At 59.0% G+C, this 22,800-nt stretch carries 17 protein-coding genes and 7 pseudogenes; 13 read left to right on the top strand and 11 right to left on the bottom strand.

The genetic code is table 11. The features are described from left to right. Positions 1-1,037: 1,037 nt before the first annotated feature. The 5 genes and pseudogenes from NKH17_RS28075 to istB form a co-directional block, all read left to right on the top strand. Complete coding sequence (locus NKH17_RS28075) at positions 1,038-2,288, top strand: IS256 family transposase (RefSeq protein WP_352972961.1); 1,251 nt, start codon at positions 1,038-1,040, stop codon at positions 2,286-2,288. Between the two features lie 299 nt (positions 2,289-2,587). After that, positions 2,588-2,842: a hypothetical protein gene (locus NKH17_RS28080; protein ID WP_352972881.1), complete on the top strand. Its 255-nt coding sequence runs from the start codon at positions 2,588-2,590 to the stop codon at positions 2,840-2,842. A 251-nt stretch (positions 2,843-3,093) separates the two neighbouring features. Beyond that, a pseudogene (locus NKH17_RS33510) lies at positions 3,094-3,261 on the top strand (Mu transposase domain-containing protein); the annotation flags it as partial. 112 nt (positions 3,262-3,373) lie between these two features. Beyond that, on the top strand, positions 3,374-3,715 hold the full coding sequence (locus NKH17_RS28090) for a hypothetical protein (RefSeq protein WP_352972885.1): 342 nt from the start codon (positions 3,374-3,376) through the stop codon (positions 3,713-3,715). A gap of 12 nt (positions 3,716-3,727) precedes the next feature. Further along, positions 3,728-4,344, top strand: a pseudogene (istB, locus tag NKH17_RS28095) (IS21-like element helper ATPase IstB); the annotation flags it as partial. A gap of 186 nt (positions 4,345-4,530) precedes the next feature. Here the strand turns inward: istB and NKH17_RS28100 are convergent. From NKH17_RS28100 to NKH17_RS28125, 6 genes are all read right to left on the bottom strand, one after another. Beyond that, positions 4,531-5,982 carry an aldehyde dehydrogenase family protein gene (locus NKH17_RS28100; RefSeq protein ID WP_352972887.1) on the bottom strand — a complete coding sequence of 484 codons (1,452 nt, stop codon included), beginning with the start codon at positions 5,980-5,982 and terminating at the stop codon, positions 4,531-4,533. A 138-nt stretch (positions 5,983-6,120) separates the two neighbouring features. After that, complete coding sequence (locus NKH17_RS28105) at positions 6,121-7,554, bottom strand: M20 family metallopeptidase (protein ID WP_352972962.1); 1,434 nt, start codon at positions 7,552-7,554, stop codon at positions 6,121-6,123. A 300-nt stretch (positions 7,555-7,854) separates the two neighbouring features. Further along, positions 7,855-8,817 (bottom strand): PLP-dependent cysteine synthase family protein, encoded by a 963-nt coding sequence (locus NKH17_RS28110; RefSeq protein WP_352972889.1) that lies wholly within the window; start codon positions 8,815-8,817, stop codon positions 7,855-7,857. A 130-nt stretch (positions 8,818-8,947) separates the two neighbouring features. Further along, entirely contained in the window at positions 8,948-9,922 is a 975-nt protein-coding gene (locus tag NKH17_RS28115; RefSeq protein WP_352972891.1) for an aldo/keto reductase, read from the bottom strand. A 185-nt stretch (positions 9,923-10,107) separates the two neighbouring features. Beyond that, a complete protein-coding gene (locus NKH17_RS28120; RefSeq protein WP_352972894.1) occupies positions 10,108-10,464 on the bottom strand; it encodes a non-heme iron oxygenase ferredoxin subunit in 357 nt (118 codons plus the stop codon). A 21-nt stretch (positions 10,465-10,485) separates the two neighbouring features. Further along, entirely contained in the window at positions 10,486-11,703 is a 1,218-nt protein-coding gene (locus tag NKH17_RS28125; RefSeq protein WP_352972896.1) for an NAD(P)/FAD-dependent oxidoreductase, read from the bottom strand. Between the two features lie 40 nt (positions 11,704-11,743). Here NKH17_RS28125 and NKH17_RS28130 point away from each other — a divergent pair, with 40 nt between their 5' ends. The 4 genes and pseudogenes from NKH17_RS28130 to tnpC form a co-directional block, all read left to right on the top strand. After that, complete coding sequence (locus NKH17_RS28130; RefSeq protein ID WP_352972898.1) at positions 11,744-13,492, top strand: aminotransferase-like domain-containing protein; 1,749 nt, start codon at positions 11,744-11,746, stop codon at positions 13,490-13,492. A 236-nt stretch (positions 13,493-13,728) separates the two neighbouring features. Continuing rightward, the gene (gene tnpA / locus NKH17_RS28135; protein ID WP_352972900.1) at positions 13,729-14,082 is read left to right on the top strand and encodes an IS66-like element accessory protein TnpA; all 354 of its coding nucleotides are present in this window, start codon (positions 13,729-13,731) and stop codon (positions 14,080-14,082) included. Beyond that, entirely contained in the window at positions 14,079-14,426 is a 348-nt protein-coding gene (tnpB, locus tag NKH17_RS28140; RefSeq protein WP_127297977.1) for an IS66 family insertion sequence element accessory protein TnpB, read from the top strand. The genes tnpA and tnpB overlap by 4 nt, the downstream gene beginning before the upstream one ends. Positions 14,427-14,492: 66 nt before the next feature. Next, positions 14,493-15,945, top strand: a pseudogene (gene tnpC, locus NKH17_RS28145) (IS66 family transposase); the annotation flags it as partial. A 24-nt stretch (positions 15,946-15,969) separates the two neighbouring features. Here tnpC and NKH17_RS28150 read toward each other — a convergent pair. Continuing rightward, complete coding sequence (locus NKH17_RS28150) at positions 15,970-18,039, bottom strand: recombinase family protein (protein ID WP_352972902.1); 2,070 nt, start codon at positions 18,037-18,039, stop codon at positions 15,970-15,972. After that, positions 18,026-18,211 (bottom strand): hypothetical protein, encoded by a 186-nt coding sequence (locus tag NKH17_RS28155; RefSeq protein WP_352972904.1) that lies wholly within the window; start codon positions 18,209-18,211, stop codon positions 18,026-18,028. Before NKH17_RS28155 ends, NKH17_RS28150 begins: the two co-directional genes overlap by 14 nt. A 312-nt stretch (positions 18,212-18,523) precedes the next feature. On the opposite strand from NKH17_RS28155, the pseudogene NKH17_RS28160 reads away from it, so the two are divergent. From NKH17_RS28160 to NKH17_RS28170, 3 genes and pseudogenes are all read left to right on the top strand, one after another. Next, positions 18,524-18,754: pseudogene (locus tag NKH17_RS28160) on the top strand (transposase domain-containing protein); the annotation flags it as partial. Between the two features lie 2 nt (positions 18,755-18,756). Next, positions 18,757-18,990 carry a hypothetical protein gene (locus NKH17_RS28165; protein WP_352972906.1) on the top strand — a complete coding sequence of 78 codons (234 nt, stop codon included), beginning with the start codon at positions 18,757-18,759 and terminating at the stop codon, positions 18,988-18,990. Between the two features lie 125 nt (positions 18,991-19,115). Continuing rightward, positions 19,116-19,243, top strand: a pseudogene (locus NKH17_RS28170) (IS110 family transposase); the annotation flags it as partial. A gap of 320 nt (positions 19,244-19,563) precedes the next feature. On the opposite strand, the gene NKH17_RS28175 reads toward NKH17_RS28170, so the two are convergent. The 3 genes and pseudogenes from NKH17_RS28175 to NKH17_RS28185 form a co-directional block, all read right to left on the bottom strand. After that, the gene (locus NKH17_RS28175; RefSeq protein WP_352972908.1) at positions 19,564-19,821 is read right to left on the bottom strand and encodes a helix-turn-helix domain-containing protein; all 258 of its coding nucleotides are present in this window, start codon (positions 19,819-19,821) and stop codon (positions 19,564-19,566) included. 4 nt (positions 19,822-19,825) lie between these two features. Next, positions 19,826-20,536, bottom strand: coding sequence for an AraC family transcriptional regulator (locus NKH17_RS28180; RefSeq protein WP_352972964.1), 711 nt, complete (start codon positions 20,534-20,536; stop codon positions 19,826-19,828). A 132-nt stretch (positions 20,537-20,668) separates the two neighbouring features. Further along, positions 20,669-21,642 (bottom strand): annotated as a pseudogene (locus NKH17_RS28185) (electron transfer flavoprotein subunit alpha/FixB family protein). 4 nt (positions 21,643-21,646) lie between these two features. On the opposite strand from NKH17_RS28185, the pseudogene NKH17_RS28190 reads away from it, so the two are divergent. Continuing rightward, a pseudogene (locus tag NKH17_RS28190) lies at positions 21,647-22,564 on the top strand (IS256 family transposase); the annotation flags it as partial. Positions 22,565-22,800: the final 236 nt, after the last annotated feature.

Raw genomic sequence — 22,800 nt, forward strand, 5'->3', positions numbered from 1 at the left:
GGCAGCTTTGTCGGCGCAGTTAAATATACAGTTCGCCCCAAAGTTGGCCATCACACCATGCAATGCCCCGCCGGTGACGCAGAGGCCACTCTGCCCCATACGCCGAGCGTCAGTCACGGTCGCGGCGGCACGAGGCGAGAGACAACCATTTTTAACCTGTCCTATTGTGGCGGCCTGCTACTTCAGCGATGGAGCACCCGAGTGACGTTCTCCCCAGTGCGGTCTTAGCAGATGGCCAGAACTTGACGTGTACTTTGCCTCGGCACGTGCCGCCGATCTGCATTAGTAGTGGGTCCCGCCGCGCGACAAGCTTTCTTATCCACTTTACTGCATCGACTGGAGGTTCCGCGCATTATGCAAGGGGGGGGCCCGCGGGGGCAAACTGCGGCCCTTGTGACCTTATTCGAGCAGCCGCTCGCGTAGCATTCTGCCGGCAGCCGAACCGAGCACTTCGTTCCAGCGCATACGCGGCTCACTTTGCGAATCATATGGCGCTCGCCAATATGACTTGCCGGCAATTGCGAGGGGCGCAATCAGGATCATTTTCGGGGCGGATGTGCTTCCGAGCTCTAGGTGAGGAGTTACTGGTCCAACGGTCCAACTGCTTGTTGGCGGCTCGGAGGTGCGGATTCCGACGTGAAGCCGGCCACCATTCCAATCAAAAGCCGGCCAGTTTTCGGCACTGAAGATTACCTCCTGGGTCAGCAACTTTGGCATCAATCACCTCGCCATGAACGGGGACATTTTGATGCCGGCAAAGAGAAGGCTGACCATGAGACAATTGAGACAGACGCTGCGGCTTGCCGGAAGCGGGACGAGCTCCCGCGAGATTGCGGTCGTATTGGGGATAGCGCGCAGTACGGTGCAGGATAATTTGCAGCGTGCAGCCGCGGTTGGATTGAGCTGGCCCTTGCCGGGCGGGGTGCCGTCGCGGGAGTGGTTGGAATTGGGAGTTGGCGTAGTCTCCGGGGTGTTCAACCTCGAATCATCCGGCCTTGCAGCGCCGGACAGGAGACTACGCCATGACAAGGACTACCATGAATGCCGATGCCGTTCATCCTGCGGATGAGGCGACGAGCTATCTTTTCGACAACTGGTTTGATCCGATCGAAGCTGGCCTGCGCGAGCGGGTGCGTGGCTTCATCGAAACGATGCTCGAGACCGAGCTGGAAGCAGTGCTTGCCCGTCCCCGCCATGGCCGGCAGCCGGCCGCACGGGGCGATGAAAGCGCCGGGATTGCCGGCCACCGCCATGGCAGCCGGACGCGCACGCTGACGGGGAGCTTCGGCACCACCGAGATCACGGTGCCGCGGGCGCGCCTCGATGCCGGTGACGGCAAGACGGCGGAGTGGAAGAGCAAGGCCTTGCGCGCCTACCAGCGGCGCACGATGGCCGCCGACGCGTTGATCGCCTCTGTTTATCTCGCCGGCACGAACACCAGGCGCGTGCGGCGCGCGCTCGCCGCGCTGTTCGGCGGTGCGGTCGGCAAGGACGTCGTCAGCCGCACCTGGCGCAAGGTCAAGACGGATTGGGAAGCCTGGAACGCCTGCTCGCTGGCCGACGCGCCGATCGTGCGCCTGATCCTCGACGGAACGGTGGTCCGTGTCAGGCTGGACCGGAAGGCGACCTCGATCTCGCTGCTCGTGGTCATCGGCGTGCGCGAGGACGGCCAGAAGATCCTGCTTGCGGTCAAGAACATGGGCGGCGAGATGACCGCGGCCTGGCGCGCCATCCTTGACGATCTCGTCGGGCGCGGCCTGCGCCGACCCGAGTTCCTCATCGTCGACGGCGCGCCCGGTCTGGACAGGGCGATCGCCGCCCTGTGGGACGGGGTGCCGGTGCAAAGATGTACGGTTCACAAGCATCGCAACCTGCTTGCCCATGCCCCCGAGCGGCTGCACGAGGAGATCAGCGCCGATTACACCGACATGATCTACGCCGCCACGCCGGAGGAGATCAAAACCCGCCGCCAGGCGTTCATCCGCAAATGGCGGCTCAAATGCCGCGCGGTGGCCGATAGCCTGGAGCAGGCCGGCGAGCGTCTCTTCGCCTTCACCCGGCTGCCGCCGAGCCAGTGGAAAAGCGCCAGAACTACAAACGCGATTGAGCGTCTGCATGAGGAGTTCAAGCGGCGCATCAAGACCCAGACCGTGCTGCCTTCGGCCGAAACCGCGGCCATGCTTTTCTGGGCATTGATGGCGTCCGGCCAGATCTCGATGCGAAAGATCGACGGCTGGCAGACGCTTCCTACGAAGCCACTCGATCAGCAGATTGACCTCGCCGCATGAACCGATAATCTCAACCTACCGGAGGCTGCTCCGCCGAATTCCAACACGATCCGCTACGGCACCGCCGGGCGAGCTGACCGACGATGCGCTTGAGCACAAGCTCTTCAGTCGCAACGGCGTCAAACAGGGCACGCGACGACGCACGGAACCGAACTGGGCCGATCTTGCGGTCGAGCTCAAGAAGCCCGGCGTCACCTTGCTCATCCTGTGGGAGGAGTATCGAGGGTCGCATCCCGACGGTTATGGCTACAGTCGCTTTTGTGAACTTCTACGGGGATTTAAGCAGGCTGTCACCGACGATGCGCCAGGAGCATGCGGCCGGCGACAAGGTCTTCGTGGATTATTCCGGCAAAAAGATTCCGATTGTCGATCGCAAGACCGGTGAGATCCGCGCGGCGGAGATCTTCGTGGCGGTGCTGGGTGCGTCCAGCTACACCTTTGCCGAGGCCACCTGGACGCAAACGCTCCCCAACTGGATTGGCTCGCATGTCCGGATGTTTCGTTTTTTTCACGGCGTTCCCAGACTCCCAGACTCGTCGTTCCCGACAATCTGAAGTCGGGCGTCAGTCGCGCCAGTTTCTACGATCCCGAGATCAACCGCAGCTACGGCATGATGGCTTCCCACTATGGCGTCGGCGTTCTTCCGGCACGGCCAAGAAAGCCTCGGGATAAATCCAAAGTGGAGAATGGAGTGCGTTTCGCCCAGTCCTGCATTCTGGGGCGCCTGCGCAACCAGACTTTCTTCTCGCTGGCTGAGGCCAATGCCGCCATTGCCCAAGCGCTCGATCGCATCAACGACCACGTCATGCGCCGGCTGGGCGTCAGTCGCCGACAGCTCTTCGAGACCGTCGAGCGCCCGGCTTTTGGCCAGTCTTCCACTGCCGAATGGCGTTTGGCCCGCGTCTCGACGGATTATCATGTCGAGTTCAAGACCTTCTTTTATTCCGTGCCCCACAGCCTCATTCGTCAGCAGGTCGATCTGAGAGCAACGGCGCGCACCATCGAGATCTTCCACCGCGGCAAGCGCGTCGCGGGTGCATCAGCGCCGCTATGGAGGTCCTCGTCATGGAACCGATCCGGATCACATGCCCAGTTCCCACCGGCGCTATGCCGAATGGACGCCGGAGCGCTTTCGGCGCTGGGCCACGTCGATCGGACCGCAGACCGAAGGTCTGGTCATCGCAATTCTCGCCAGCCGTCCGCATCCCGAGCAGGGCTTTCGAACATGTCTGGGCATCCTACGTCTGTTTCGCGACATCGATCGCAATCGGGCCGAAGCCGTGTCAGCCCGCGCTGTCGAGATCGGTGGCCTGAACTGCAAGAGCATCGCTTCGCTTATCGCCAACCACAAAGCCGCACGCCATTCCACCGAACCAACCGCCATCGTCGATCACGCCAATCTGCGTGGCCCTGATTACTTTCATTGAGGAGATCCGCCCATGCTGATCAATCCCACCATCGACATGCTGCGAGAGCTCGGCCTTTACGGCATGGCAACCGCTTTCCAGGAACTCGACGCACAGTCCGAAGTGCGCGGCCTCGAGCACGGCGAATGGCTTGCCATGCTGCTCGACGCGAGGCGACCATGCGCCGCCAGAAGCGTTTCGAGGCTCGCGCCAGGGCTGCCAAGCTTCGCCATGACGCGCAGATCGAGAATGCCGACTTCCGCGCCGCACGCGGCCTCGACCGCAATTTGTTCATGGCGCTTGCCGGCTGCGGCTGGATCAGAAAGCATCACGGTCTTCTTGTCACCGGGCCAGCCGGCGTAGGCAAAAGCTGGCTTGCCTGCGCTCTTGGCCACCAGGCCTGCCGCGAAGACTTCTCAGTCGCCTACCACCGGCTTCCCCGGCTGTTCGCCGCCCTCGCGCTCGCAAGAGGCGACGGGCGATACGGCAGGATCCTCAAATCTCTTGCCAGGACCGACCTGCTGATCCTTGATGACTGGGGACCGGAAAAACTCAATGACGACCAACGCCGCGATCTCCTGGAGATCATTGAGGATCGCTACGAACGACGCTCAACCATCGTCACAAGTCAGGTGCCCGTGGATCGCTGGTAGGAAATTATTGCAAACCCAACTTTGGCCGACGGAATGCACATTAACAACCTGTCCCGATCACGCCAACCAGCCGGCAGCGCGCCCCGATGCAAGCGCCAAAAAAATAGCTCACGATATGGATCAAGGCATCACATCAAGAGCTTAACCGTGAGGCACTACAACCCACAATAAGCCCTCAACATGTCAGCTTAGCACGCGAAGTTGAGCATACTCCTTCAACCCCTCGATACCCCCCTCGGTACCAAAACCCGATTGCTTACAAGGACTGAATGGATAGTCCAGACTGAACTCCAGATGCTTGTTCACCCATACTACTCCGGAGTCCAACCGCCGAGCGATCCGCGCCGCTCGATCTTTATCAGCCGACCATACAGAAGCAGTGAGACCAAAAGGCGTGCCGTTCGCTCGGCGCACGACCTCATCTACATCCGTAAATGTCAGGACTGGAAGAATGGGGCCGAACTGCTCATCTTTGACGAGTGAGGCTTCATCGGAAATATCGGTGACGATAGTCGGGTTGATGAAGTAGCCAGCAAGAGGTGGTGCGTTACCTCCTGCCACAATGCGGCCGACCTTCTCTGCCTCGTCCAAATATTGAAGAACCTTATCGTACTGCGCCTTATTCTGCAGCGGACCTACCGTGACATTTACGTCCAAACCATCGCCCACAACTGAATTTCGCGCCAGAGAGGCAAGGCATTCGCAGAACCGATCAGCAATGGCCGCATGAACATAGACCCGCTTGATTGCAGTGCAGACCTGTCCGCTATTTAAAAATGCCGCGTTGAAAATGGCTTGCGCCACACGCGTCACGTCGACGTCCTCAAACACGATTGCCGGATCGTTGCCGCCCAATTCCAACGAGAGACGCTTCAAGCCCCGAGCGGCGGACGCCATAACTGCTTTCCCGGATGCGGTGGATCCCGTAAAAGAGATCTTTGCGATGCTGGGATGACTAACGAGTGCTGGACCAATTGATCCATCGTCAGCGATGATCTGAATAAGCCCTGGCGGAACAACATCCTTGATCAGTTCTCCGAAGCGCAGGGTAGCCAGGGGAGTCGTCGGCGCCGGCTTGATGATAATGGAATTTCCTGTGATGATCGCGGGACCGATCTTTGATATCGCAACATCGAGTGGGAAATTCCACGGCACGATTCCCGCAACCACGCCATAGGGTAGATAGAACTGCTCCGCGTAAGTCTCCGGATTCTCGTTCAAGACGACAGGGCGCAACTCTTGGCCTGAACAGTGCTCAAGAAATCCTGCGCAGGAGATCGTTTCGTCTCGAGCCTGTTGAAGCGGTTTTCCCTGCTCCTGGGTCAAAAGGCGTGCCAACTCCTCAGTGTTGCTGCGGAGAACGTCGGCGAGACCACGAAGGAGACTGCTACGCACCTTCCACGGCTCGTCCCGCCAGGCTCGAAAAGCACGGTCGGCAGCGTAGATCGCCTGCTGCAGATCTCTGAGAGAGGGTACTATTGCGACTCCGACAGTGTCAAGCGTCGCCGGGTTTACGACCTTCAATTTCAAGCCGTCCCGCACAAGCGAACCGTCTATCAGTGAGTAGAAGTCCTTCAAATCTGCAATAGTGTTATCGCTATTGTTGCGCGCAACTATACTATATGTCTCAATCATCGATTTCTTTCCCTAATCGGGTGATATCTGGAATTGGGCGTCGGAGTTTGGGTGCACGTCGCTGCCAACGTGACCCGCACTGCTCTAAGCCAAAATACCTATCGGTTTCTCGGTCGAGCGAGTATTGATAGCGGAGCTTTACAGCGCCTTCCCACGCAGATCACTCGGCATGACGTCAAAAGGTATCGGGCAGTGATATGGACGCCCCCCCGTTTGTTGCTTGAACTCCGCCTTTGCACGAGTGATGATATCTGGATTGCGTATGCAATCTGCCGCTGTAGAAGCCATGACCTTGGCAGCCAATATCATTCCTTTGTGGGCTGCGGGCAGATTGCCTTGAGTGACGAGCTGCCAAGTGTGGAATGGCGTGCCAATTGCGAAACAGGCCGTGTAGCACTGTGCAGTCGGCACGACCCAGCTGACGTCGCCCACATCTGTCGAGCCCATATCGAAGGTGTCTGTTCCCAAAGGTAGGAGGCTATCGTGTAAAATCTTATCCTTCAGTGCAATATCGCGCGTCGCGACGCTGGCCAGCACATCTTCGTCGGTCAGGGCCGTCTTACGAAGCTCCTTGGCGAACTCGTAGTCAGCTTTATCAAACGCTGGCGGGCCGACACGGCGCATGTTCTCGTACATGACGTCTTGTAGCGCGTTGTTGGTCAAAATATTGGAGTACCCGGCAGTGATTTGCACGTTAACAGACGTCTCGGTCATAAGCGCAGCACCTTCTGCAATCTTTTTCACGCGCGCGAACACGCGCTCAGCATCTTGCAAATCCGGAGAACGAACCAAGTAAGCTGACTCAGCATATGCCTGCACAACGTTAGGCGCCTCGCCGCCGGTGTTGGTGATGGCATAATGAACGCGTGCATCTGAAGGCATGTGCTCGCGCATGTAGTTGACACCCACGTTCATTAATTCCACTGCGTCGAGCGCGCTGCGCCCTAAATGGGGATTACACGCCGCGTGGGCCGCGCGACCCGTGAAGGAGAAACGAACCCCAATTGCAGCGTTCGTGGATTTTGTTACCACTTCATTAAGGGCCCCCGGGTGCCAACAAAAGGCAGCATCCAGATCATCAAATGCGCCGGCTCGGGCCATATAGGCCTTACCCCCCATATTTTCTTCAGCGGGGCAACCATAATAGCGAACTCTACCCTTTATACCTTCAGCTGCGAGCGCATCTTTCAATGCAACTGCTGCAAGCGCCGAGCCAGAGCCGAGAAGATTGTGCCCACAGCCGTGTCCTGGTCCCCCCGCGATCGATGGTTCGGGCTTAGTTGCGCCCGCGACTTGAGCAAGATCGGGAAGCGCGTCGTATTCGCCGAGTATCCCAATGATAGGGTTGCCCTCGCCGAATTCGGCGACAAAGGCGGTAGCGATGCCGCCGATATTCGTGGTGATGCGAAAACCCTCCCGCTCGAGCATAGCAATGTGCTCGGCAACCGAGCGATGCTCCTCAAAGGCTAATTCGGGCATTGCCCAGATACGGTCGCTTAAGGCGCAGTATTCGGCAGCTTTCGCGTTCACGCAGCGGACGATTTCATCAAGGCTGAGAGAGTCATTTTCCATAGTCACTGAATTCCTTGAGGTCATGGCGATTGATCGGGATGGTCATCAAACTATTCTCCACCGCATGCGACACTTGTTTCTAAGGAGATTTAGATCGTCACATGTGGACGGTGATCGTTTTACGATGGCGAGAGGGAATGGACATCGGCTTGTCTAATTTAGCAGGCCTTGGTTCTCTATATCCGGCTTCTCTCGAGACCGCGCTCCGCCAAGCAGAGCATCAAGCTTCGGCGCAGTGTTAGATGCAGATATCGCCAAATTGAGTTAGTACAACGCCGCCATCGGTGCCCCGTTGCCCTCCTAGCTCCATAAATCCGTGGAAAGATACTTGAGACCCGAATCACAAATCATCACTGCGACGGTCTTCCCTCGAAGGTCACTTTGCAACAGTTGGAGAGCCGCAGCGACGTTCGCGCCCGAGGAGAATCCTGCAAAGATACCCTCGACCCGCGCGAGTTCTCTGGCGACTTGCTTCGCTTTGTCACCACTCACTTGCAGACAGCCATCGATCGGCGCGCCCTCTAGAAAGGCCAGATTTGATATAACGTATCCACCACCTTGGATGGGGTGCTCTGGCTGTGTAATGTCGTGACCGGCAACCGCTGCGGCGCCAATCGGCTCCACAACGAAGCACTTTATTTCACTGTTTTGCTGTTTGAGTAATTTTGTCACACCGGCGTACGTGCCACCGGACCCCAAGAAGTCTACGAAGGCGTCAATTTTGCCACCGGTCTGTTCCCAAAATTCAACACCTGTATGATCATAATGGGCACGCCAACTTCCGTCGCGAACGAATTGATCTGCCCGAAAGGCTCCTCGCTCAGCAGTGACGCGCACCGCTTCCTCGTTCACGCGTTCCAAATCACCTCCTGACACCTGCCCGGGTAGCGATCCAGGCAGTTGGCCAACGAGAACGACTTCAGCGCCGAGCGCACGCATCATCCTGGCGCGCTCTACAGAGTTTCCTTTCGACATAACCGCGACGAATGGGTAGTCCTTGATAGCGCAAACAATAGCCAGACCGGTCCCCATGTTTCCGGATGTAAGCTCAACGACGGTCTGCCCAGGGCTCAATATTCCCTGTGCTTCGGCTTCTTCGATGATGGCGAGTGCTGCACGATCCTTTTTGGAGAAGCCCGGATTGAGGTAGTCAAGCTTTGCGACGATTGTGCCGTCGACCCGGTGCATACGCGTAAGCCGATCCAGCTTTACAAGCGGCGTCCTGCCGATTGCACCTATGACCGAGTCATAGACTTTGTTCATCCTGGTTAGCCTCTCTGTTTGCCGATGGTAATATCGGGTCGATGTTTCGCAAGCGCGGATGAGTTTGGCAGCCGCGGCGATCGAGGTTAATTTGTAATCTAGTGCTCGCTGCCGTTCCCATCGCCTATAGCTAAAGTCCTGAAACTGGATGTGGCACGTACGGCGCGTCGAGTAATTTGACCTCATCTTCCGATAGCTTCACGCCGACAGCCGCGAACGCGTCTTCGAGATGTTGCGGCTTCGTCACGCCGACGATGGGTGCAGTCACCACCGGCTTCGAAAGCAGCCACGCCAAGGCAAGCTGCGCATGAGGGAGGCCCCGTGTTTGCGATACCGACGTAAGACGGTCGACGACGATGTTGTCTGCTTCTTGCGTTCGGGCGTAGTTGCCCGCGCTTAATTCGTCGGTCCGCCCGCGAAGGGTGTCTGGCTCTTCCTGCCAAGGTCGAGCGAGACGCCCCCCCGCAAGCGGACTCCACGGTAAAACGCCAACACCGTCGCTCTCGCACAGAGGGAGCATCTCGCGTTCTTCCTCGCGATAGAGGAGATTGTAGTGCGGTTGCATGGAGACAAAGCGGGTCCAACCATGATTGCCAGCGAGTTGGAGCGCTTTGCAGAATTGCCATGCAGCCATTGAGGATGCACCGATATACCGAACCTTCCCGGATTTGACGACGTCGTGTAGTGTGTCGAGCGTCTCTTCGATCGGAGTAGCGTCGTCCCAGCGATGGATTTGGTAAAGGTCGAGATAGTCGGTGTTGAGGCGGCGTAGGCTCGCCTCCACCTCCGCCATGATCGCCTTGCGTGACAGGCCACGTCCGTTTGGATCGGCCCGCATCGGGTAGTAGACCTTCGTCGCGATCACTACCTCGTCGCGCCGGGTATAATCATGGACAGCTCGGCCCAGAACCTCCTCGCTCGCGCCGTTGCCGTAGGCGTTGGCGGTATCGAAGAAATTGATTCCGCCTTCGATCGCACGCTTGATGATCGGTCGGCTTTGATCCTCGCTCAGACCCCAGCGCCGCTCAGTTAAGCCGAAGCTTAAACAGCCAAGACAGATCCGAGAAACCTTGAGGCCGGTCCTTCCAACGTTGACGTAATCCACCCCGTTCCTCCCCAACTTGAGCTGGTCGATGCGACCCAAGGCTTACACGACGAAGCGATGTCACAGATCTCGGATGGCACCTGGTGCGAAAGACGATGCCGTCTGCCCAAGCGCTGTCATAGGCACTCGAATACGTGCGCGGGCACCAACGTACAGCGTGTTTCGGCCCCAGCTCTGGCGCGACTTCACGCTACGGGAAGACGCACCAGGACCTGGCCACTTTCCACCTTCGTCTCGAACACGGTGATCGGGCAGTCAGCCGGGCCTTGAACCACTTCACCCGAGGTGATTTCAAATTGAGCACCATGCAAAGGGCACTCGATAAGGGTCCCCTCCAGCCAGCCGTCGGAAAGGAGAGCGAACGCGTGTGAACACACGTTGGTGGTCGCATATACTTTGTGGTCGATTAGGTAAATAGCAATCCGTTTGTCGTCGATTTCGACCGGCGTTACGGTATCCTCTTCAAGATCGGAAAGGGCGCAAAGTATTATCCATTCAGAATTTTGCAGCGCGGTATCTATGTTCTTTTCTGCTGTTGTCACAGTTCACTCCGACTTCCGTAATTAGCCAGCTGCCAGGTATAAGTCGGACGGATCGACTTCCTCGGCCCGGCTCATAATATCCGGCGATATGGGCTTGGCAGCCTTTGCGTCTCGCCGGAGCTGCGTCATGTCACGACCAGGGTTGACCCCCACGGCACTGACAAAACGCCCATGGTCATCGGCGCCAATCTCCAGCCACCGTTCGCTCGCGACGTCCCCGATGCGATACAGGCGCGTCGCGAGGGCTGGCAGTCCGAGTGACTGGAGGGTTACGCCGCACTGATCGGACCAGAACCAAGGTAGGTCCTGATACTGTGCATCCAGACCGCACATGACTTGTGCGGCCACGACTGCCTGATCGCCGGCCACAGTCCAGCTCTCACTGCGTAGCCGCCGGCCAAGCGCGGGCACAGGATAGTTCGTCACTTCTCCGGCAGCATATATTCCCGGAACGGACGTTTCGCAGCGTTCATTCACAACGATCCCGTCGGCAGTGTCGATGCCGGCGTCAGCGGCGATTTCCGCATTTGGCCCGATCCCGATGGCAATAAGGACCATGTCAGCAACGGCCGACCCTCCATCCCAAGTCAGAAGGACCTCGCCCTTTGAATTATTCGACATGCGCAGATTTGCACAGTTCAAACGCAGCTCACCACCTTCGCTCGCGTGGCGCGTCGCGACCCATTCTGATAAGGAGAGCGAGGCGCTACGCGGCAGCAGTCGCGGCGCCAGCTCAAAGACCGTTGTTTGACAGCCCAAGCGGCGAGCGATCGCCGATACCTCCAGTCCTATAAAACCGCCGCCGACAACTGCCAGCCGTCGGCCTCGCGCGAGAGCCGCGCGTAATCGTAAAGCGTCTGCTTCAGTGCGCAAATAATGAACTTGTGCTGGGTCCACATTGAAGTTCTCCAGCTGCCGGACCCGAGATCCCGTTGCGATCAAAAGCTTGTCGTAGTGTTCCGGATCACCGTTGTCAGTATGGACGATGCGTCGAAGAGGGTCGATGAGAGTGGCCTTCGTTCCATCTCGCAAAACGACGCCCTTTGCATACAGCTCAGACCCTTTCAGGGTCGGCCTCTTGCCCTCCAAGAGAAAGTCCTTGGACAGCGGCGGCCTGTCATAGGGTGTCCCGCTCTCGCCATGAATCAGGACCGTGCGCTGCTCAGGACACAGCTCGGCGAGCGTTGTGGCGGCACGATGTCCTGCTAGCCCTCCTCCGATGATAACGACCGTTTCCATAAACCTTCCTCAGCGCCTGGCAAATTTGAACGTTGCCAATATGACAAAAGAAACAAAAATCTGGAGATGCACCAGTGTCAAATTCCTGCGAATTCGTTCAGCACAGACGGCCCAGTTCCAAAGCAAACCTCGAAACGCCTCCTTGCCAGAAACTGTGCTCCGCGGAATAGGTGGCTTTTGTGCATTTTGCCGGTCCAGAAGGATCCATATTGTTCGGTGGCCGGCTACGGCGGTGCAGGAGGCCCAAGCACTGCAACGGATCGGACTGCCACCCATTGTTCGTTTAGAGGTAAAACAGCTTTCTTGTGCAGACACCGCAGGTGCCATTTACGGTATGAACTCCAATCCTCTGCCCCATATCCCCAAGACAGTGGCTATGCGCCGCTACGAATTTGTCGTTGACCTCATCAAGCGCGGCATTCGCACAGGGACTCTGAGACTCGGTGATCGCCTGCCGTCTGTCCGGCAGTTAAGCGAAGATACCGGCTATAGCCCGATGACAGTGCATCATGCATACGAGCTCTTGGAGGCTGAGGGGGTATGCGAGGCACGGCCCCGGTCGGGCTTCTATGTCGTCGGTGTTCCGGCGCCAGTGACAGACCCAGGGAAGAATGGCCACGTTGTCCATGGAGAGACTGTAAAAAATCTGCCTGAGGCTTTGCTCCATATTTGGTATTCAAATGAGCTTGGCGCATTCGGCAGCTTCTACCCAAGTCCGGACCTATTCGACCGCAACGACATAGACCGGCTGTTGCGCCAGCTCTTGCGCCAAGGCGAGACCAGGCTTGTTGGGTGCGATTCACCACAAGGCGACGTGCAGTTGCGACATGAAATTTCGCGCCGCGCCTCAAGGCGGGGAAGCGTCGTATCGCACGGGGAAATCGTTGTCGGCAACACGGGCATGTCGTGCTTCGACATGTGCCTCAATGCATTCACCAAGCCAGGAGACGTCATTCTTGTCGAAAGTCCTTCTTATTTTCCAATGCTGGCCGGCTTGAACCGCAAGAGCCTCTCCGTGGTGGAGATTTATTCCCACCCGCGCTCGGGCATCGATCCCGAACAATTCCTCCATCTTGTCCGCTCTAATTCGGTTCGCGTGGCATTGCTTATGGGCTCCAATCACTATCCCACAGGCGTGACCTATTCCGAGCAAACAATGCGCCGTGTTGTGGAAATTGCTCGCCAACACCAAGTACTTATTCTCGAAAATGACATGTTCAGCGACCTGAACTTCGATGGCAGCAGACAGCCTTCGTTCAAGCAACACGATCCGTCCGATATCGTGGTGCAATTCGGGAGTTTCATGGCCTCGCTCCCGCCAGCGTATGGATTAGGTTGGATCATTGCCGGCACGCACACACGACGTTTGATGACTCACCAGTATGCACATGGACTGAACAGCGGTGATGGTATTGTCCAGCGCGCGATCGCCACGTTTCTGGCTACCCGTAGTCAGGATCGACATTTGAGGCAGTTGCGCGGCACACTTGCCGCGAGAATGCAACGGGGCCTCGATCTAATCGCAGAACATTTTCCAAGTGAATGTGTTGTATCGCCTCCCGTCGGCGGGTACATGTGCTGGGTACGAGGGCCTGTCGGCTTCGATGCTACTAGCGCTTTGCTTCAAGCGATAGAATCCGACTTCAGTTTTCTCCCAGGTCCAATCTTCTCGATCGAGGCCTCCTTCCGAAACTTCGTAGCGCTCAACTTCTCATTCCCATGGATTGCTCAGAACGAAACTTATCTGGCAAAACTGGGCGAGATGATGCACAGGTCGCTCGGACGGTGATGATCATCAGACCGAAGCGTCCCTGAACAAGCCTCTCGAAACGCAGCACGCTTGATGACGGAAACGGGTTGCGCGGCCAGATGCCCCAGCAAAGATTCCATGACCGGTGGAGGAACTGACCTGCGCTCTGGCAGGGTGGGGGTACGCCTCCGGCGAGGGCCGCCTTGCGCGAGCATGGCACGGAAGCGAGGCTGCGCTCTTAAGGTCGTCCTTACGAGCGTAGTTAGCAGCACAGCATGAGCCATGTGACGTTATTGACCGGGCCTGAGCGTCGTCGTCGTTGGAGTGAAGAGGATCAGTGCCGGATACTGGCTGCGGCATTCGCGCCCGGGGCCACAGTGGCGGCGGTAGCGCGCCAGTACGATGTCGCGACCAGCCTGATCTATAAGTGGCGCCGCACGATGAGAGCCCGCGAGACGGGCTTTGCCGAAGTTATCGTGCTTCCCGATGAGCCTGCCGCCGCTTCGGTGCCGGCGGCGCCACCAGCGGTGATCGAGCTGAAGATCGCCGGCAAGGTGCGGCTGCGGATACCGCTGACCACGCCGCCGACACTGGCGGCGGCGATGGTGAAGGCGCTGGGCGTTTCATGATCCCGGTTCCGAGCCAGGTGCGGATCTGGTTGGCGGTCGGCCGAACCGATATGCGTCGCGGGATGCAAGGCCTCGCTCTGCAGGTTCAGGAGACGTTGGGCCGGGATCCGCATGCCGGCGATCTTTATGTCTTTCGCGGCCGCAGCGGCAATCTGATCAAGATTATCTGGCATGATGGGCTCGGCATGTCGCTATATGCAAAGCGGCTCGAGAAGGGCCGGTTCCTATGGCCGTCGCCGGCGGACGGCACGGTTTCCATATCACCGGCGCAGCTCGCCTACATGCTCGACGGGATCGATTGGCGCAACCCGCTTCACACGTTCCGCCCGCAGCGCGCGGGCTGAGTTTTTCTTTGCGTTTGCGCCATTTTCCGCGAGTCAGCGGACGCGTTTTATGATTCACTCCAGAGCATGGTTGCCACCGCCCAGGATGCTGTTCCGGACGATATCGGCGCGCTGAGAGCAGCGCTGAGCGCGGCGCTGGCCAGAGCCGAAGACGAGGCCGCACGCGCTGCGCTGGTCGAGGCCGAACTGGCGGTCGCCAGGGCCAAGGCATCGGATGATGCGGCGCTGATCGCGCATCAGCATCTGACGATCCGGAAGCTGCAGCGGGCGGCATGGTCAGAGTTCTGAACGCTCAGCCCGCCTGCACGACCAGATGGAACTCACCTTCGAGGAACTCGAGAGCACCGCGACGGAAGACGAGATCGCCGCCGAACAGGCCGCGGCCCGGACCACCGAGGTGGCGCCTTACATGCGCAAGCGGCCGGCGCGCCAGCCATTTCCCGAGCATCTGCCGCGCGAACGCATGGTCGAGCCGGCGCCGACCGCTTGCCACTGCTGCGGCGGCCATCGGCTGCGCAAGCTGGGTGAGGATATCACCGAGACGCTGGAGGTGGTGCCGCGGCAATGGAAGGTGATCCAGCACGTGCGGGAGAAGTTCACCTGCCGCGACTGCGAGGCGATCAGCCAGGCTCCGGCGCCGTTCCACGCCACCCCGCGGGGCTGGGCCGGTCCCGGCCTGCTGGCGATGATCCTGTTCGAGAAGTTCGGCCAGCATCAGCCGCTCAACCGCCAGGCTGAACGCTATGCCCGCGAAGGCGTGCCGCTCAGCCTGTCGACGCTGGCCGACCAGGTCGGCGCCGGCGCCGCGGCGCTGATGCCGCTGTTCAAGCGGCTCGAAGCCCATGTGCTGGCCGCTTCACGTCTGCACGGCGACGACACGACGGTGCCGGTCCTGGCCAAGGGCAAGACCGATACCGGCCGATTATGGACCTATGTGCGTGATGACCGACCGTTCGGCGGTGTCGATCCGCCGGCGGCGGTGTTCTATTATTCGCGCGATCGCCGAGGCGAACATCCCGCGGCGCATCTTGCCGGCTGGAGCGGCATTCTGCAGGCCGATGCCTTTGGTGGTTATGGCGATCTCTATGCGACGGGCCGTCAGCCGGCGCCTATTCTGGAAGCCAGCTGCTGGGCCCACAGCCGGCGCAAAGTGTTCGAGCTGGCCGATGTCGAAGCGGCGGCGCGCAAGAAGGCGCACGGCGAGAAGCCCAACCTGGTCTATCCGCTGGCGGTGTAAGCCGTGAAGCGGATCGATGCCCTGTTCGATATCGAACGCGAGATCAACGGTCTGTCGCCAGGCCAACGCCACGCCGTGCGCCAGGAGCGGAGCGTGCCGCTGGTCACCGAGCTCGAGACCTGGATGATCGAGACGCGCGACAAGCTCTCGCGCGGACATGATCTGACCAAGGCCTTCAACTACATGCTGCGCCGCTGGTCATCCTTCGCCCGGTTCCTCGACGACGGGCGGATCTGCCTATCGAACAATGCAGCCGAGCGAGCCCTGCGCGGCATCGCAATGACCGATTCATACTGCACCTCCTCTTCAAATGTCCGGAAACAGGGACTTTTGGTTTTCCATTTTGATGCGACACGGGCCTCTGTGACGCGGAAACTGGGTCACTTGATCCTTTTCCAGGTCCGCAGCTCGTATTTGGTGCGGTGCATCGGGTACCACCTGCTCGGTAGGGAGCACGCCCTCCTTGATCAATCGACGGACCCGATGGGCAGTAACCCCAAGCTTTTTGGCGGCTTCGGTCAATGTGAGCCACTCGCCATTCTTTTCGGCGGATCGGTAGCCGTGGATTTTATGGACCGTGCGCAGTGCCCCGACACGGCGCCCAGTCCAGGTTTTGCCTTGCCCGGTCTGCATTCCCATCCGGTTGAGAGTGGCGGCAATGTCTGTGTCGGACCACCGGGTCGCCATAGACCGCATGACGGCAAGGGCGGCCTCCGGAGTACTCTGGCCATGTTCGCCAGCTTTGGGTTTGCGAATGCGCAGCTGGGAGTGCTGGCCGCCTTTCCAGTGGATCGTCAAAATGACGTCACGCTGCTCTTCATCGATGTCAGCAATGATATCAGTCACGAGAGCACGAAGGAGTTGCTGACGACATCGCATGTCGACGTTAGGTGCGCGCCAGGCGGCCTCCAGATCGGTGGCAATGCCAGCAAATTCGGGAACTGGGGTGACAAGATCGATTTGTCGCGCTTGGGCCAAACCAGCTTCACAGGCTTCCACGCGCCTGAGCGCTGCCTCCCAGCTCTTCTCCAGTTGGGCAGCGATCAGCCGGTTGTCAGGGTCGCAAGCAGCATAGCGACGTTCAGCGAGAGAGGCCTCGTATCGGGCTTGCTGCAAGTCCAACTCCACCATGCGGTGTCGTTCTTCCAGATTATCCCGATGCGCGCGATCAGCTTCCATTGCGGCCTCGATCGCCATCGGCGTCACGGCCCTCAATATCTCTTTGCCGATAGCAGGGTCGATGCGAGATGCGCCAAAAGTCATGCATCGTGGCTTGGCCAGCATCTGATTGATACGTTCGCAGCGGTAATAGGGATGCCCGGGAGGCCGCCCCGAGTAGACAACGCCCAACCGCCTTCCGCATCGGCCGCAGGTGAGCAAGCCCGCGAGCAACGCGCGGCCGCCACGACCAGACTTGATGCCGCCTTTCTGGCCGAAGGCATTGACAGCGATGTGGCTCTGGTTCCTCTCAAACTCACTCCAATCGATATAGCCTTCGTGATGATCCTGGAGCAGCACGTCCCACGTTCCAAAGGGTTTGCCGTGGCCGTAGCTTTTACGCGCCCTGCCATCGACAATCTCGGTTCGCTTCTCGCTTTTACCATAGACATAGACCCCAGCGTAGAAGGGGTTCTTCAGGATCGAAATAACGCTTCGATAGCGAACCGGCACCCAGTCGAAGGACACCGTTTTGCGCCCGTCAGAAGGGCGAGGAAAATGGAAATTATCAGCCGTCAGCGAAATCAGCACCTGGCGGGCGCTGCCAAGCTCGCGGAAGCGCGAAAAGATGAGGCGGATCGCCTCTTGTACCCGCAAATCGGGATCAAGCCCCAGCCCATAGTCGCGGTGCCAGATATAACCGATCGGGACACTGAGACGCAGCTCCCCCCGCCGCGCTTTGGCGCGAGCCGCGTCAAGCATGCGCGTTCGCAAAATGCCGAGCTCAAACTCGCTGATACTGCCCTTCATGCCCAACAACAATCGATCGTTAGGCCGACAAGGATCGTACACTCCGTCGAGATCTATGACGCGCGCTTCAACCAGGCCGCACAGTTCCAGGAGATGGTGCCAATCCCGGCCATTGCGAGAAAGACGCGATGCGTCGAGGCAGAGCACTGCGCCAATCTTGCCCGTGCACAGGCCGCTCACCAGTCGTTCGAAACCAGGGCGGTCTACAGCACCGCTGGCGGTACGACCAAGGTCATCGTCGATCACATCGACATCACGGAAACCCCAGCGTCGCGCGACATCGACAAGTTCATATTGTCGCCGCTGGCTCTCCAGGTTGTTCTGGACCTGACCCGGGGTCGACTGTCGAACGTAGACCACAGCTTTGCGCTTCAGCACCGTGGCTGGAAGGAGATTATTGCCCGTCATCGCTCGTCTCCTTCGTCGCGACGCCGGCCGCGGCCATCAGGAGGGTCGCCAGCCTGGCGACAACGATGCTTCGTTCCCCGTCGCTCAGGCCTCGCATCTGCGGCGTATCGAACGGCATGCTCAGCTGCTGGGTCAGCACTGGTAATGTCGGCGGTAGTGATAAAGCCTTCATGGCGCGCCTCCTGGATGGCCGTGAGTCCACCCCTCGAAGTCTGCCTGAAACCGCGCTCGGTAAGCAGTCTATGAAGCTCTACAAGCCCAATCACCGCAACACGCGGTTCGCCCATCTCCATGTCGGCGCAAAACGCCCGATCCAGCATCCACTCCGCCACCTGGATGATCTCACCCGGCCTGATCTCTACCCGGATGATCGCGCCATTGGCCCGGTCCTCGCGACCTTCATGCTGAAAACGACCGCCGTAATATGGATGCCAGCGATAATGAAACTCCACCATCTGCCCGACATGGGCAGAATGACACTGCGATGGCTCTCGGCAGAAAGTCCTGGCTGTTCTGCGGTTCCGATCGCGGCGGACAGCGCGCTGCCGTTCTCTACAGCCTGATCGTCAGCGCCAAGATGAACGATATCGACCCGCAGGCCTGGCTCGCCGATATCCTGGCGCGCATCGCAGCCCACCCAGCCCATCGGATCGATGATTTGCTGCCGTGGAATTGGAGATCCGCACAACTGCGGACCCAATCAGCGGCGGCCTGATCATGCAGCGCAATAAGGTGCATCACGTCTACACCGTCGAACGTGTCGCCAGGGACCTCGGCGTCAGCGAAGCGCTCATCCAGGAACTGATCCTCGGTCTCGAGCCCGAGGACGGCGTCATCTGGGTCTACGGCGCCAACGACGACGACGGGATCTTGGCCTTCACCGATGAAGGCATCGAGGAGGTCGAACTCCTCCTCGAAGAATATCATCGCGTCTCCCCATCAAAAACTTGACGCCGGCACCGCGGTGCTCAGGTCCTCATGGCTGCCGGATACACGTCTGCGGTCTTCACCGGATGGGTACGGGTGGGGCTCCTGACCAACAACTCTGCTGAGGCCAATCATGCGTGTTGTAGCCGATCCGATCTCCGGCGCCTGCCGCTATCCGCACCGATCTTGGCGCGATCTTCGTTCCTTGGAACTGAGTAGATCGACCTGGTTGATCACTTCGCTGTCGCCGGGCAGTAGGGAGAAGATGTCGAAACATGCGCGGCGGCGATATCACGAGGACTGCTGGGACCCCTTGCCCAGCTTCGGGACAAGGCACAGGCGCGCACATAAGACATGGGCATTATGATCCTCGATCCGCAGCCCACCTCAGCGAGTGCCTAAGATAAAAGCAGTTATGCCCGGGTAGCCCGAGAAGGTGACAGTCGAGACCTCCCCCGCCAGGACGGCGACCCAATAACCAGCGTTTTGGTTCAATCTCAACATAAAGGAACGCGTGTTCTAGAGGGGGCAGCTCCAATGAACCAAAACATACTTCTCGCCTTAGCTGCGAGGGTCCGGAATCGCTAGAAAATCGACTTAACCGCGTCGAAGACTGCTGGGTGCTTCACCGAAGTGATCACGAAAACATTTTGAAAAATGCGATGATGAGACGAAACCGCAAGCAATCGGCACCTGCAGCACGGACATATCGGTCAATTCGAGTAGTTGGCGCGCCCGCGCCATTCTGAGCAAAAGATAGTATCGCATCGGCGTCGCCTTGAGATGATGAAGAAAGAGGCGCTGGATTTCCCGGCAAGAAAGGCCTTGCTGTTGAGCAATCGCGCGGATCGTCAATGGCTCATCTACAGAATTTTCCATAATGCGAATGAGGCGGATTAGCTTTTCGCTCGCGCCGCTGAAGCGAAGCCCAAGGGGAGCTGGGGCAGCTTTCCCCCTCGCGCCATCGATCGGCTGTGAGGAAGCGGCAGACTGATCGCGCCACATCGGAACCACATCGGTGTTCTACTGAGCTGATCGCGAGATCAAACGCCGCAAATTCACCGGCGCAAGTAACTATTCCTTTCTGCTCGACGAACAGCGCGTCGGTCAGTTTGAGGCCTTCAAATGTCTCCGAGAACGCTGCCATCGTGTCCCAATGGATGGTGCAGCGCGTATCTGACAACAGACCGGCCGCAGCAAGGATCCACGCGCCGGTGCCAAGTCCGTAAAGCCTCACATTGCGACGCGCACAGAGGCGTAGAAGCGCCACCAGTGGTGCTGATTGATAGTGCTCGATTCCCTCGCCCGTGCAAACCACGATGCCATCGGGTAAACGTTTCGATTTCAGAAGCTTGGCTTCTTCATTAAGACTTGCATCCACGCACACTCGGACGCCACTGGCACACATAACAGGGGTGCCGTCGTCGCTTATCAACCTCCATCGAAACCGCTCGCAGCCGGACAATCTGTTTGCGTACCGCAATGGATCGATGAACGACGACATACACAGTTGTGAAAATCCCGGAACAAGGACTATCAAGAATTCCGTCATTCCATCAGCCAAAGGCATGAATGGGTAGACATCTAGATTTACGCCGTCCGATTGCCGCTCGATCACAAATCTCTTGTTTATTAAGTTCACTCTGTCACCGCTCGAATTTTAGTGGCGTACCGACCAGAGGATGCCGTCGTTTCCTAACCACTACCGAGAGGATCGAACCAAGCCATCTTTCTCGCTTCGGCCACCTGAGAGCGCCTTTTCCAGCTCCGGCAGGATGACGAACAGATCGCCTACGATGCGTAATCGGCAACCTGGAAGATAGGTGCTTCCTCGTCCTTGTTGATAGCGATGATGACCTTCGAGTCCTTCATGCCGGCAAGGTGCTGGATGGCGCCGGAAATGCCCACCGCAATGTAGAGGTCGGGCGCCACGACCTTGCCGGTCTGGCCGACCTGCCAGTCGTTCGGCGCATAGCCGGCATCGACCGCGGCGCGCGAAGCACCAACCGCCGCACCGAGCTTGTCGGCGACCGGCAGGATGACCTCCTGGAACTTTTCCGAGGAGCCCAGCGCACGACCACCCGAGATGATAATTCTGGCGGAGGTCAGCTCCGGACGATCAGTTCCGGAAAGCTTGTTCTCAATGAAGGACGATAAACCGGGGTCGGCTGCCGCCGAGATAATCTCGACGGCAGCCGCATTGACTTGGGAGGCGACGGGAAATGAAGCGGTGCGAACGGTGATGACCTTCTTGGCGTCGCTCGACTGCACCGCCTGGATGGCGTTGCCGGCATAGATCGGCCGCTTGAAGGTGTCGGGCGATACGACTTCGATGATCTCGGACACCTGCGCGACATCGAGCAGGGCGGCCACGCGCGGCGCGACATTCTTGCCCGACGAGGTCGCCGGCGCGATGATGGTGTCGTAGCTACCAGCCAATGAAACGACGAGCGCGGCCATCGGTTCGGCGAGTTGCTCGGTGAGTTCGTCGGCTTCGGCGAGCAGCGCCTTGCTGACGCCCTTCAGCTTGGCGGCGGCATCGGCCGCCGCCTTGGCGCCCTTGCCGGCAACCAGCACATGCACGTCCGAGCCGATCTGGAGTGCCGCCGAAAGCGCCTTGGCGGTCTGGTCCGAAAGCGTTGCGTTGTCGTGTTCGGCGATGAGGAGAATTGCCATTTGTCTGTTCGTTCTCTACTTGCGTGGTGTTTCGACGGGCGATTTTCAGGAAGCGCTGAGCGCGCTTGTGGGCAAGATGCGCCGAACCTTTCACCGTCGGTGATCACGCGGCTGACGGCGGAGTGGAACGCCGATTACGAGCGTTGGCAAAAGCGCGATCTTTCGGCGCGCCGCTACGTCTATGTGTGGGCGGACGGGGTCTACCTGCAGGCGCGGATGGAAGACCAAGCCGAATGCATGCTGGTTCTGATCGGCGCCACGCCCGAGGGCAGGAAAGAACTTCGGTTTCCAGACCGGCGTTCGCGAGAGCGCGCAGAGCTGGCGCGAGTTGCTGGTCGACGTGAAGCGGCGTGCCCTGAAGATCGCGCCCGATATTGCCATCGGCCACGGCGCACTCGGCTTCTGGAAGGCGCTCGATGAGTTGCTTCTCGGGACCAGGCACCAACGCTGTTGGGTGCACAAGACAGCCAAGGTCCTGAACAAGGTGCCGCTCTAGGTGCAGGCCAACATGAAAACGGATTTGCGCGAGATTTACGGCGCGCCGACACGCTCAGCAGCCAAAATGGCGATCGATGTGTTCGCCGAGAAATACGGCGCGAAGTACGACAAGGCGCTCGACTGCCTGACGAAGGATCGCGAGACGTTGCTGGCGTTCTACGACTTCCCCGCCGATCACTGGGATCATCTGCGAACGTCGAATCCGATCGAGAGCGTCTTTGCCACCGTTCGCCACCGAACGGTGCGCACGAAGGGCTCCCTGTCGTCGAAGACCGCCAGGCTGATGGTCTTCAAGCTCGTCATGGCCGCCGCCAAATCCTGGCGTCGATTGAAGGGACAAAATCAGTTGCCGAAACTGCTCGCAGGTGCCAGGTTCCAGGATGGGATCGAGGTCATCGAAATGAAGCCGCAAAGCGCCGCTTGATCAACCCCCATCACCCAAAATCCATCATAGCTCTCCACATATTCGGTCAGAGCGGACGGACGATGGTCGCCGTCTCCTTGGACCGGCCACAATTCTGAATGACTCGCGCCCAGAACCACTGGCTGAGTGTCGAATTGGGTGATGGCGCTGCAGAGACTCTCGACTTCAGAGGACAGCTAACGGCGTCGCGCGCTGGAGTGTCGGCGGAGCCACCTGCGACCGGCTACCATCGCTAT

The sequence above is a fragment of the Mesorhizobium sp. M1334 genome (assembly GCF_040317995.1).
Lineage (GTDB): Bacteria > Pseudomonadota > Alphaproteobacteria > Rhizobiales > Rhizobiaceae > Mesorhizobium.